This is a genomic window from Vibrio intestinalis, assembly GCF_025195085.2.
Lineage (GTDB): Bacteria > Pseudomonadota > Gammaproteobacteria > Enterobacterales > Vibrionaceae > Vibrio > Vibrio intestinalis.
Genome location: NZ_JANAVY020000014.1, coordinates 20,883 through 32,511 on the forward strand (window position 1 = coordinate 20,883; position 11,629 = coordinate 32,511).

The 11,629-nt window shown below is 45.2% G+C and carries 12 protein-coding genes; 10 read left to right on the forward strand and 2 right to left on the reverse strand.

Features of this window, described 5'->3' with window-relative positions:
- Window positions 1–32 precede the first annotated feature (32 nt).
- The gene (locus MU515_RS15665; protein ID WP_260261340.1) at window positions 33–1,226 is read left to right on the forward strand and encodes a BaiN/RdsA family NAD(P)/FAD-dependent oxidoreductase; all 1,194 of its coding nucleotides are present in this window, start codon (window positions 33–35) and stop codon (window positions 1,224–1,226) included.
- A gap of 85 nt (window positions 1,227–1,311) precedes the next feature.
- Here the strand turns inward: MU515_RS15665 and MU515_RS15670 are convergent, their stop codons facing one another.
- Window positions 1,312–2,199 (reverse strand): DMT family transporter, encoded by an 888-nt coding sequence (locus tag MU515_RS15670; protein ID WP_260261341.1) that lies wholly within the window; start codon window positions 2,197–2,199, stop codon window positions 1,312–1,314.
- A gap of 218 nt (window positions 2,200–2,417) precedes the next feature.
- Here MU515_RS15670 and rmuC point away from each other — a divergent pair, with 218 nt between their 5' ends.
- The 7 genes from rmuC to tatC all read left to right on the forward strand — a co-directional run bounded on the left by rmuC (window position 2,418) and on the right by tatC (window position 8,631).
- On the forward strand, window positions 2,418–3,968 hold the full coding sequence (gene rmuC, locus MU515_RS15675; protein ID WP_260261342.1) for a DNA recombination protein RmuC: 1,551 nt from the start codon (window positions 2,418–2,420) through the stop codon (window positions 3,966–3,968).
- Between the two features lie 64 nt (window positions 3,969–4,032).
- Window positions 4,033–4,815 carry a bifunctional demethylmenaquinone methyltransferase/2-methoxy-6-polyprenyl-1,4-benzoquinol methylase UbiE gene (gene ubiE / locus MU515_RS15680; RefSeq protein WP_260261343.1) on the forward strand — a complete coding sequence of 261 codons (783 nt, stop codon included), beginning with the start codon at window positions 4,033–4,035 and terminating at the stop codon, window positions 4,813–4,815.
- A 9-nt stretch (window positions 4,816–4,824) separates the two neighbouring features.
- Window positions 4,825–5,430, forward strand: a complete 606-nt coding sequence (locus MU515_RS15685) for a ubiquinone biosynthesis accessory factor UbiJ (RefSeq protein ID WP_260261344.1) — start codon at window positions 4,825–4,827, stop codon at window positions 5,428–5,430.
- A complete protein-coding gene (ubiB, locus tag MU515_RS15690) occupies window positions 5,427–7,061 on the forward strand; it encodes a ubiquinone biosynthesis regulatory protein kinase UbiB (RefSeq protein ID WP_260261345.1) in 1,635 nt (544 codons plus the stop codon). Before MU515_RS15685 ends, ubiB begins: the two co-directional genes overlap by 4 nt.
- Before the next feature lie 47 nt (window positions 7,062–7,108).
- A complete protein-coding gene (tatA, locus tag MU515_RS15695) occupies window positions 7,109–7,357 on the forward strand; it encodes a Sec-independent protein translocase subunit TatA (RefSeq protein WP_260261398.1) in 249 nt (82 codons plus the stop codon).
- A gap of 3 nt (window positions 7,358–7,360) precedes the next feature.
- Complete coding sequence (gene tatB, locus MU515_RS15700) at window positions 7,361–7,747, forward strand: Sec-independent protein translocase protein TatB (protein WP_260261346.1); 387 nt, start codon at window positions 7,361–7,363, stop codon at window positions 7,745–7,747.
- A gap of 131 nt (window positions 7,748–7,878) precedes the next feature.
- Window positions 7,879–8,631 (forward strand): twin-arginine translocase subunit TatC, encoded by a 753-nt coding sequence (gene tatC, locus MU515_RS15705; protein WP_260261347.1) that lies wholly within the window; start codon window positions 7,879–7,881, stop codon window positions 8,629–8,631.
- 77 nt (window positions 8,632–8,708) lie between these two features.
- On the opposite strand, the gene MU515_RS15710 is transcribed toward tatC, so the two are convergent.
- Window positions 8,709–9,470 (reverse strand): TatD family hydrolase, encoded by a 762-nt coding sequence (locus MU515_RS15710; RefSeq protein WP_260261348.1) that lies wholly within the window; start codon window positions 9,468–9,470, stop codon window positions 8,709–8,711.
- Between the two features lie 148 nt (window positions 9,471–9,618).
- Between MU515_RS15710 and hemB the strand changes: the two genes are divergently transcribed.
- Both hemB and MU515_RS15720 read left to right on the forward strand, forming a co-directional pair.
- On the forward strand, window positions 9,619–10,665 hold the full coding sequence (gene hemB / locus MU515_RS15715; protein WP_260261349.1) for a porphobilinogen synthase: 1,047 nt from the start codon (window positions 9,619–9,621) through the stop codon (window positions 10,663–10,665).
- A gap of 86 nt (window positions 10,666–10,751) precedes the next feature.
- Entirely contained in the window at window positions 10,752–11,180 is a 429-nt protein-coding gene (locus MU515_RS15720) for a GNAT family N-acetyltransferase (protein WP_260261399.1), read from the forward strand.
- The last annotated feature ends 449 nt before the right edge of the window (window positions 11,181–11,629 follow it).

An 11,629-nucleotide genomic window follows, 5' to 3' on the forward strand; every position in this document is an offset into this window, starting at 1 on the left:
CCTTAAAAGCAAAGTAGTTTGAGTGAGTAAGCATGAGTGAGAAGTTTGATGTCGTCATTATCGGTGCTGGTGCAGCCGGATTAATGTGTGCAGCAGAAGCGGGTAAGCGTGGCCGTAAAGTGCTGGTGCTTGATCATGCTAAAAAGCCTGGGCGAAAAATCCTGATTGCTGGTGGCGGCCGCTGTAATTTCACTAACTATGATGTTACCGCGAGCAATTATCTTTGTCGTAATCCGCACTTTGTTAAGTCAGCGCTATCGCAATACACCAATTGGGATTTCATCTCTATGGTGAGCAAACATGGTATCGAGTTTGAAGAGCGTGACCATGGCCAATTGTTCTGTGTGGGTGACTATGATTCAAAAGACATCGTCAAGATGATGTTGGCGGAATGCGACTTACCTACTGTGAAGCTGCGTTATCAGCAAGATGTACATCAAATCGAACAAACCGAAACAGGCTTCGTTCTGCATTCAAATACCGATGTGATTGAGTGCGAGTCTCTAGTGGTGGCGACCGGTGGTCTATCAATGCCAAAACTGGGTGCAACTCCATTTGGCTATAAGATTGCCGAGCAGTTTGAACTGCCGGTGATCCCAACTACAGCAGGTTTAGTACCTTTTACTTTGCACAAACAAGATAAAGAAGATTTTGCTGAGCTGTCTGGTATTGCGATTCCTGCGGAGATTACCGCAGAAGACGGCACGCTATTTAAAGAAGCGTTGCTGTTTACGCACCGTGGCTTATCTGGCCCATCGGTGTTGCAGATTTCGTCATTCTGGAAGGCAGGGCAAAAGGTTACGATTAACTTAGTACCAGAAGCGGATGTAGATCAGCTATTAACGACATCACGAGAAAAACACCCGAATCAAAGCTTAAAGAATACCTTAGCGCGTGTATTGCCAAAGCGTTTGGTGGAAGTGCTGATTGAACGTAAAGAGCTACAAGATAAGCCACTGAAACAGTTTAATGACAACCAATTAAAAGCGATCACGCAATATCTTGAGAACTGGCAAATTGCACCTAATGGCACGGAAGGCTACCGAACGGCTGAGGTGACGTTAGGTGGTGTGGATACAGACCAGTTATCGTCGAAAACCATGGAGTGTAAAAAGGTTAAAGGTTTGTACTTCATCGGTGAGGTGATGGATGTGACGGGCTGGCTTGGCGGCTATAACTTCCAATGGTGCTGGAGCTCAGGTTACGTGGCGGGTCAATACGCGTAATCGCGTTGGAAAATTGAGATTGAGTTAAGGGCGCTTTGTAAGCGCCCTTATTATTGGTCTTTAGTGCTACCTAATTAAGGCCAAGCTACTTTGCGGATTTGAATTTCAGTTGCTGAATTACCAAACCAGTAATGATCAAAACTAAGCCAACTAAAGTTGTGGGATGAATCTCCTCGCCAATAATGGTCGCGAGCAAGATCAGTGAAATAAACGGTGAAGCGAAAATGAGGTTACTGATGCGTGCGGTATTCTCAGTGAGTTTCAGCGCGCTTAGCCACAACACAAACGTCACACCCATTTCAAACAAGCCAACGTAACTCACTGCAAGCCAGCCTTTAACACTGATTTGTTGCCAAGTTGCGCCTTCCCAAATGCTTAACCCAATCGCAAACGGAATGGCGACAAGAAAGCCCAGTAAAACTCCAACCACAGGATCGGCTTTGTTCTTCGTATTTAGAATCCAATAACCTGCCCAAAGCAAGGTAGAAAGCAGTGCTAGGCCAACACCAGTAGGGCTTTCAAAATTAAGACCGAGCAAATCACCTTTGGTGGCGATGACCACCACACCAAAATAGCTTAAGCCACAAGCTAGCCAATCTTGCTTGCGAATCTTTTGTCCCAAAAACACCGCTGCCATTAAGGTTAAAGTGATTGCCCAGCTATAGTTGATCGCCTGAGCTTGTGAAGCAGGCAGCAAATCGTAGGCTTTAAACAAGATGATGTAGTAGGCCAGCGGATTGATTAAGCCAAGCAGCAAGTAATACCAAGGGTTAGCAGTAAACACACTAGAGAGTGAGGAGAGTTTGCCCTGTACGCCACAAATAATGGCTAACGCGATGGCAGAGACAATGCTGGCGATGGTCAGCATTTGGATGGGAGTAAATTCAGCAAGAGTCAGTTTGAATGCGGTAGCAACAGTCGACCAAAGTAACACGGCAGACAATCCGAATCCTATAGCGCGGCGCTCGTTCATAGTTATCCTTCTAAGCAACCTAAACAATGGCGAGGCAGCCATTGTAATATCAGTAAATGCCGGCAATCTTATTGCTGGCACAGTACGTACCGTCGAACCGTTCGAACATTGTACGGACGCTAAGTCTATCTGTTGATTATCTGCTCTACAAACTGGACATTTATCCAGTGGTGAAATACCATTAAATTTACGCTTTGAAAACGAGTTAACCCCTTACTATGCAATGGATTATCGAGAACCAAACCTTATTGTTTAGCGCTATCGGCAGCGCAACTGTTAGCGGCCTAGCGGTTGGCTGGTGGGTTAAACAGAAAATGTGTCTCGACAACCAATTGTTAGAGCAGCAGCTAGAGTCGAATCAACAGCTTGCTCAAAACCAAATTGACCAATTACGCCAATCTCTGCAGCAATCACAGCAAGAGTTAGATGAGTTAGACCAAGAGCGTGACAAAGCCGCTTATGAGCTAAAGCAGTCACACGGTAAGTTAATGGCCGTGATGGAGAAGCTGCGCTACTTCGATGCAGTTAAACAAGAGCGTCAGCAATACGCCGATGACCTTAATCTAATTCGTGAGCAAAAATCTCAACTTGAGGCTCAATTGCGCGAGCAAGAAGCGCGACATGAACAAGCGCAGATCGCCAGCCAAGAAAAGCTGCAAATCCTTGAACAAGCCGAAGAGCGCTTAAAGCAGCAGTTTGAGCAGCTAGCCAATCAACTGTTTGAAGCGAAAACAGCTAAAGTGGATCAGCAAAACAAACAGAGCTTGGAAGGGTTATTAAGCCCATTAAAAGAGCAGCTAGAAGGCTTTAAGAGGCAAGTGAATGACAGTTTTACTGTGGAAGCCAAAGAGCGTCACACCTTAGTCCATGAGCTAAAAAACCTGCAACGTCTGAATGAACAGATGACTCGAGAAGCAGTGAATCTGACTCAAGCGTTAAAAGGGGATAACAAGCAGCAAGGCAACTGGGGTGAAGTTGTACTGGCGAGGGTGTTGGCTGAATCAGGTCTGCGTGAAGGCCATGAGTACCAAACGCAAGTGAGCTTGCAAAACGAGGCAGGTAAGCGTTACCAACCGGATGTGATTGTCCATTTACCGCAAGATAAACAAGTGGTGGTGGATTCGAAAATGGCCTTAGTGGCCTACGAGCGTTACTTCAATGCTGAAACCGATAGCGAGAGATCGCAAGCACTAAGTGATCACTTACTTGCACTACGCGCCCATATTAAAGGGCTAAGCAACAAGGATTATCATCAACTTAAAGGTATTCAAAGCCTAGATTACGTGTTGATGTTTATTCCGGTAGAGCCTGCTTTCCAAGTCGCGATTCAAGCTGATCCAAGTTTGGTTAAAGAGGCGATGGAGCAAAACATCATCTTAGTTAGTCCGACTACATTGCTAGTGGCCTTACGTACTATCGATAACTTGTGGCGAAACGATAGGCAAAATCAGAATGCACAAATCATCGCAGAACGTGCCAGCAAGCTTTACGACAAGCTGCGTCTGTTTGTGGATGATATGGAAAGCCTTGGCGGTGCGCTGGATAAAGCGAACCAGAACTACCAAGGGGCAATGAATAAACTTGCAACCGGCCGTGGAAACGTGATTCGCCAAGCGGAGAGCTTTAAACAGCTTGGTGTAGAGGTCAAAAGGCCTATCTCAAACGACATTAGAGAGATGGCACTGCATACAGATATGTCAGAAAATGAAAATTTGGCGGAAAATGCACCTCTGCTAGAAAGACATCCGGCTGAGGATAAAGTAAACTAATCCTCCGCAGCACTGAGCCCATCAAAGTTGAGAGAAATACTGTGCTGCTTGAAGAGGAATCACCATGACGGATACAAGCGTACAGTCAAATACAGCTATACAATCAGATGAAACCACACACTTTGGTTTCACAACCGTAGCCAAAGAAGAGAAAGTGGCTAAGGTTGCTCAAGTTTTCCATTCGGTAGCCGCAAAATACGACATTATGAATGACCTAATGTCAGGTGGTGTACACCGTTTGTGGAAACGCTTCACTATTGATTGCAGTGGTGCGCGTCCGGGTCATCGAGTGTTAGATCTAGGTGGTGGTACTGGTGATCTTACGGCTAAGTTCTCACGTATTGTCGGTGAGAAAGGCCACGTTATTCTGGCGGATATCAACAATTCAATGTTGAATGTTGGCCGTGATAAGTTACGTGATATTGGTATTGTTGGTAACGTAAACTACGTGCAAGCCAACGCCGAAGAACTGCCTTTCCCAGATGACTATTTTGATGTCATCACCATCAGTTTCTGCCTGCGTAACGTAACAGACAAAGACAAAGCGCTGCGTTCAATGTTCCGTGTGCTAAAGCCGGGTGGCCGTCTATTAGTGCTTGAGTTTTCTAAGCCAGTATTTGAGCCACTATCGAAGGTGTACGACGCGTACTCTTTCCACCTATTGCCAAAAATGGGTGAGCTAGTGGCGAACGACGCAGATAGCTACCGTTATTTAGCTGAATCAATCCGCATGCACCCAGATCAAGATACGCTGAAAGGCATGATGGAAGAGGCTGGTTTCGAGAAAACCAACTACTACAACCTAACCGGTGGTATTGTCGCGCTGCACCGCGGTTATAAATTCTAAAGGGTCATTATGCCATTTGAGCCATTAGTAACAGCGGTTATTGAAACCGGCTTAAACACCCTGATTAAAGACGATCCGGAATTGGGTCGTCGTCTTGCTCGTCTAAAAGGGCAAGTCATCCAAGTTAATCTAAAAGAAGTCAACAAAACACTGACCTTTGTGTTTAGCCAACAAATTGATGTTTTGGCGAACTATGAAGGGGAACCTGATTGTTATCTCTCTTTGAATCTCTCTGTTCTGCCTGAACTGCGCGACCAAGCCAATATTACCAAGCTGATTAAGCAAGATAAGTTGGTATTGGAAGGTGATATTCAGTTAGCGCAAAAATTCTCGCAGTTAATGACAGACTGTAAGCCTGATATTGAAGAGTGGCTATCGCGCGTCACGGGCGATGTAGTCGCTCACAATGTGGTGCAAGGTGTGAATAACATCGGTGAGTTTATTAAAGCTCAGGCGTTGAAGAAGCAAAGTCATCTGGGTCAAGTGATCACAGAGGAGTGGCAACTCACTCCAGCCCCTTTAGAAATCGCACATTTTTGTGATCAAGTTGATGATGTCAAAAGCCATGCGGCTCGTATCGAAGCCAAACTCAACCAATTATTGGAGCGTGCATGACGCCTTTGGAACTACGACGCCTTTATCGCATCATCAAAGTTCAGCTTGAATACGGTCTTGATGAGTTGTTACCGACTCATCAATTGACCAAAGCGCCACTACTGGCGCGAAAAGCCCTATTTTGGATTAAGAATCAGCACCAAGATAAAGAGCTTGGTGATCGCTTGCGTTTAGCATTGCAAGAGCTTGGTCCGGTGTGGATTAAGTTCGGCCAAATGATGTCGACACGTCGTGACCTGTTTCCTCCGCAAATAGCTGACCCTTTAGCTCTACTGCAAGACAAAGTGGCCCCATTTGATGGTGAGCTGGCTAAACAGCAGATGGAGCAAGCGTTAGGCGGGCCAATCGAACAATGGTTTGATGATTTTGAGATTGAACCATTGGCCTCTGCATCCATTGCGCAGGTGCATACTGCTCGGGTGAAAGAGACTAGCCAAGAAGTGGTATTAAAGGTCATTCGACCAGATATTCGTCCGGTGATTGATGCAGATCTAAAACTGATGTACCGCATGGCGCGTATAGTCGCGAAAACCTTGCCTGAAGCACGTCGTTTGAAACCTGTAGAGGTCGTTCGTGAATACGAAAAAACCTTACTGGATGAACTAGACTTAAGAAGAGAAGCTGCAAACGCTATTCAGCTGCGTCGCAACTTTGAAGGTAGTGAAGAACTATACGTACCGGAAGTTTTGCCTGATTTTAGCAGCGAAAGCTTGATGGTCTCTGAACGTATTTATGGCATTCAGGTGTCCGATATCGAAGGGCTAAAAGCCAACGGCACTAACATGAAGCTGTTGGCTGAACGTGGCGTAAGCGTGTTCTTTACGCAGGTGTTCCGCGATAGCTTCTTCCATGCTGATATGCACCCAGGTAACGTATTTGTTGAGCCTGAGCATCCAGAAAACCCTCGTTGGATTGGTTTAGACTGCGGCATCGTCGGTACGCTAAATAGCGAAGATAAACGTTACTTAGCGGAAAACTTCTTGGCGTTCTTTAATCGAGACTACCGTCGAGTGGCTGAATTGCATGTGGAATCGGGGTGGGTTCCACGTGAAACCAATATCGACGAATTTGAATTCGCGATTCGTATTGTGTGTGAGCCGATTTTTGCTAAGCCACTGTGCGAAATTTCGTTCGGTCATGTGTTACTTAACCTATTCAATACCGCGCGTCGTTTTGAGATGGAAGTGCAACCACAACTGGTTCTGCTGCAAAAAACGCTGCTGTATGTTGAAGGGTTAGGTCGTCAGCTTTATCCGCAATTAGATTTGTGGGCAACGGCGAAACCATTCTTAGAAGAATGGATGATGAATCAGGTTGGCCCGCAAGCGGTGATCAACGCGGTGAAAGACCGTGCGCCATTTTGGGCAGAAAAATTACCAGAACTACCGGAGCTGTTGTACGACAGCTTGCGTCAAGGAAAAGCGCTTAACCAACGCATGGATCAGTTGTATCAAGGTTACCGTGCTAGCAAACGTCAGCAGGCGACAGGTAAATTTTTATTTGGTGTTGGTGCCACATTAGTCGTATGCTCGGCAATACTGGTCAACAGCACTTATGAGCAACTATCACCGATAAGCGCAGTAGCGGGTATCACATTTTGGTTGCTCAGTTGGCGAGCTTATCGTCAATAAAGGGTAAGCTCTTATAAAATTATTTTTAAATAAAACCCGAGGTAAAAATTATGGGTATTAGCTGGCCACAACTACTGATTATTGCTGTCATCGTACTCCTGTTATTCGGAACAAAGAAACTGCGTAACATTGGCGGGGATTTAGGCAGTGCAGTAAAAGGCTTCAAGAAAGCAATGAACGACGATGAAGCACAGCAAGAGAAGAAAGAAGCAGATGCTGATTTCGAACCGAAAAATCTAGAGCAGCAGAAGACGGACGCATCTGCTGAAACTAAGAAAGACAAAGAGCAGGCATAACCCGTGTTTGATATCGGTTTTTGGGAACTGGTATTAATATCTGTCGTCGGGCTGGTGGTTCTTGGGCCAGAGCGTTTGCCTCATGCTATTCGCAGCGTGTCTCGTTTTATCGCGTCCGCTAAGAGCATGGCAAACAATGTGAAAGATGAAATTTCACATGAGCTAAAGGTGCAAGAGTTGCAAGAGAATCTGCGCAAAGCGGAAAAAATGGGGATGGAAGACCTATCTCCAGAGCTGAAATCTTCTGTAGAAGAGTTGAAGCAAGCTGCGCAAGAAGTGCAACGACCATACGCTAACCAGACTGAAAAGGCAGGGCAAGAGTCAGTTGCTTCTGAAACATCAGAGCCATCTGAACCTGTGCCAGCACCGGCAGATAAGAAAGCCGAATAGTCTCTTAGGGAGGAGCTGCATTACGATGTAGCTCCTTTTTGATCTCATACCAATCAAGATAAGTGAGTCATAGTTCTCTTTTAAGCAGAGTGAATTACTTATGTTGATTGGTATTCATAACGGGGTTTGATATGTCTTCAGTTGAGCAGACACAACCTTTAATCAGCCACTTGCTTGAACTTCGCGATCGCCTACTGCGTGCGATTGGGGCGGTTCTTGTGGTGTTTGTTGGGTTGCTCTACTTCTCTAATGATATTTACGAGTTTGTTTCTAAGCCGCTAGTAGATAAATTGCCGGAAGGGGCAACTATGATTGCAACAGATGTTGCGTCTCCCTTCTTTACACCGCTTAAGTTGACCTTAATTGCCGCGGTGTTCTTAGCCGTGCCGTTTATTCTCTACCAAGTGTGGGCATTCGTAGCGCCAGGGCTATATAAGCATGAGCGCAAGCTGATCATGCCGCTAATGTTCTCGAGTTCACTGCTATTCTATTGTGGTGTCGCTTTTGCGTACTTTGTGGTGTTCCCTCTGGTATTTGGCTTCTTTACTGCCATCTCGTTAGGCGGGGTAGAGTTTGCTACCGACATCTCCAGTTATTTGGATTTTGTGCTAGCGCTTTTCTTAGCGTTTGGTATTGCATTTGAAGTACCTGTAGCCATCATCTTGTTATGTTGGACAGGGGCAACAACACCAGAAACTCTGCGTGAGAAGCGCCCTTACATCATTGTGATTGCGTTTATTGTCGGTATGCTGTTAACGCCACCAGACATGATTTCACAGACACTACTCGCCGTGCCGATGTGTTTGTTGTTTGAAGTCGGTTTGTTCTTTGCCCGTTTCTATACGCGCAGAGGCGATGCAGCAGAAGTGCAAGACGAAGAGTAGATACTCTGATGGTTAGAATTGAAAAAGGTTGGCGAGTGCCAACCTTTTTTGTGTTTAAATTCTGCCGTTTAATCGGCTTACAGTTTGAATAGCGCTTTTGCGTTACGAGTGGTGAGCTCATCCACTTTCTGTAGAGATAACTCGCGTAAATCAGCCACACGCTGCGCGACTAACTGAGTGTAGGCCGGTTCATTACGCTTACCACGATGAGGCACTGGTGCTAGGTATGGGCAATCTGTCTCTAAGATAACGAAGTCCAAATCTAAATGTGGAATCACTTTATCCATCCCGCCATTTTTAAAGGTCGAAACGCCTCCTAAGCCTAAGTGGAAACCTAAGCCATTGATCGCTTGCGCTTGCTCAACAGTGCCGCCAAAGCAGTGGAAAACACCACTAAGAGAGCCATCTTGCTCTTGGCCAAGTAGTGCTAAGGTTTCATCGATAGAATCGCGGGTGTGAATCACGACCGGCAAATTCATCTCTTTTGCCCAGTTTAACTGAGTAACAAACGCCTTCTCTTGCTCGGCTTTGTAGGTTTTGTCCCAATACAAATCGATACCGATTTCACCCACGGCAATGAAGTTGTGTTTATCAAACCATTGGTGAACTTGTTTAAGTGTGTCATCGACATTGCCATCGACGTAACAAGGGTGAAGGCCCATCATTGAACGACACACGTTAGGGTAAGCGCGCTCAGTATCCAACATAGGTTGAATCGATTCTAAGTCGATATTGGGTAGCAGTATTTGTTCAACACCTTGTTCAAGGGCGCGTTTAACCACTTGGTCACGGTCATTATCAAATTCGCTAGCATAGATATGAGCATGGGTGTCGATCATGGTAAGTCTCTCTTTCTTTCAATCTCGCCAGTATACGGCAGTGTGAAGCTTAGGTCATTTCTTGCGATATTTGCCGCGAGAAACTAGCGTGAATAGGTCAGAGTGATATGATGCCTTTAAGCACTTTCACCAGATAAAGGAGAATAGAGTGTCCGTTTCCATTCAAGGCCAGTTCCCTGGTCGTCGCATGCGCCGTTTGCGCAAACATGACTTCAGCCGTCGTTTAATGGCTGAAAATCAATTGTCAGTGAGCGATCTTATTTACCCAATGTTTGTATTGATGGGTAAGGATCGTCGTGAACAAGTAGAATCAATGCCGGGCATTGAGCGACTATCGATTGATTTGCTATTGGAAGAGGCACAATACCTAGCGCAGTTGGGTGTTCCTGCAATTGCTCTATTCCCAGTGGTAAACCAAGATGTGAAAAGTTTATGTGCAGCGGAATCCTATAACCCTGAAGGCTTGGTTCAGCGAACTGTTCGTGCATTGAAAGAGCATGTGCCAGAGATCGGTGTGATTACCGATGTTGCGCTTGATCCCTTCACCACTCATGGCCAAGACGGCATCATTGATGATGAAGGTTACGTGCTGAATGATCGCACCACTGAAGTGCTTATCAAACAGGCACTGTCTCACGCAGAAGCGGGTGCAGATGTGGTTGCGCCATCAGATATGATGGATGGCCGAATCGGTGCGATTCGTGAAGCGCTAGAAGAAGCGGGTCATATTAATACTCAAATTATGGCTTACTCTGCGAAATACGCCTCTTGCTACTATGGCCCATTCCGCGATGCGGTTGGCTCTGCATCAAATCTAAAAGGTGGCAACAAGAAAAACTATCAAATGGATCCTGCTAACTCAGATGAAGCCTTGCACGAAGTAGCAATGGACATCAATGAAGGCGCAGACATGGTGATGGTTAAGCCGGGTATGCCATATCTAGATATCGTTCGCCGCGTGAAGTCAGAACTACAGGTTCCGACTTTTGCATACCAAGTATCCGGTGAGTATGCGATGCACAAAGCGGCGATTCAAAATGGTTGGCTGAGTGAGCGTGATACCGTGCTGGAGTCACTACTATGCTTTAAACGTGCTGGTGCAGATGGCATTTTGACTTACTTTGCCAAAGACGTTGCTGAGTGGCTAGCAGAAGACAATGCCAAAGCGGCTGAGTATCTGAATAAAGCGGACTAACGCTATTTTAGTCGTGATTAAGGCTGACATTATGTCAGCCTTTTTTGATGGTTTTGATTATTGATAGAAAGGGGCTGTAGATGACGATCGTATATCGAGAAGGAACATTGCAAGAGTGCGTGCAGGTTGTGCAGCGAATTAATGAATTCTCCCATAAAGAAACAGTGCAATCTCTGAGTGAGCGTCTAAATGATAAACGTCATTTGATTCTGGTGGCCGAGCGAGAAGGGCAGATCTTAGGTTTTAAGATTGGCTACCAATTGGACGAAAATACCTTTTATAGCTGGTTTGGTGGGGTCGATTCTGCCGCGAGAGGCGCTGGGATCGCGCAAAGCTTACTTGATGATCAAGAGATCTGGGTCAAAAAAAACGGGTACAAAGCGATCAAAGTTAAATCGAGAAATCAATTTCCTTCAATGCTAAGACTGTTAATTAAAAATGGCTATCTAATTGAAAATTATGAACAAAAAGAATCTTTACTGGAAGCTAGAATCCACTTTTTCAAAGCTTTGTGAGAGTGCTATAAAAAATAAATGAGATTTTTTCTCATTTAGGTGTTGACGACTTAAATGAGAATAATTATTATTAACCTCGTCTTAGGGAATGAGGAACAGTTCACAAGGACGTTGAATTACGAAATTCAATTCATTGGATTAAGTGATGACACAGAACTTACCGAACTTGCACAAGTTCTTTTTGACACGACATTGCTCACATTGCTTCCAGTGTAATTTATAGCTTTATGGCAAAGCGACATGTTCCACATGAATTAGCTTTGACCCCTTTTTGCTAGGCGACATCGTAAGATGTCGCTTTTTTTCTGCCTAAAATTCTTCTTGAACAAAAGGACACCAGTAGTCTTTTCCACAGTTGAGGATCGTTTGTTGATCGCAAATGAAATGATCGATCTTTGTTATATCTCTTTATTTTCATGTGCTTATGTGGTGTTTTTTCCATTTAACCC

What these genes read in the sequence shown, in the direction of transcription:
- MU515_RS15665 (WP_260261340.1), top strand. Translation starts at nt 33, where the DNA reads ATGAGTGAGAAGTTTGATGTCGTCATTATCGGTGCTGGTGCAGCCGGA.
- MU515_RS15670 (WP_260261341.1), bottom strand. Translation starts at nt 2,199, where the DNA reads ATGAACGAGCGCCGCGCTATAGGATTCGGATTGTCTGCCGTGTTACTT.
- rmuC (WP_260261342.1), top strand. Translation starts at nt 2,418, where the DNA reads ATGCAATGGATTATCGAGAACCAAACCTTATTGTTTAGCGCTATCGGC.
- ubiE (WP_260261343.1), top strand. Translation starts at nt 4,033, where the DNA reads ATGACGGATACAAGCGTACAGTCAAATACAGCTATACAATCAGATGAA.
- MU515_RS15685 (WP_260261344.1), top strand. Translation starts at nt 4,825, where the DNA reads ATGCCATTTGAGCCATTAGTAACAGCGGTTATTGAAACCGGCTTAAAC.
- ubiB (WP_260261345.1), top strand. Translation starts at nt 5,427, where the DNA reads ATGACGCCTTTGGAACTACGACGCCTTTATCGCATCATCAAAGTTCAG.
- tatC (WP_260261347.1), top strand. Translation starts at nt 7,879, where the DNA reads ATGTCTTCAGTTGAGCAGACACAACCTTTAATCAGCCACTTGCTTGAA.
- MU515_RS15710 (WP_260261348.1), bottom strand. Translation starts at nt 9,470, where the DNA reads ATGATCGACACCCATGCTCATATCTATGCTAGCGAATTTGATAATGAC.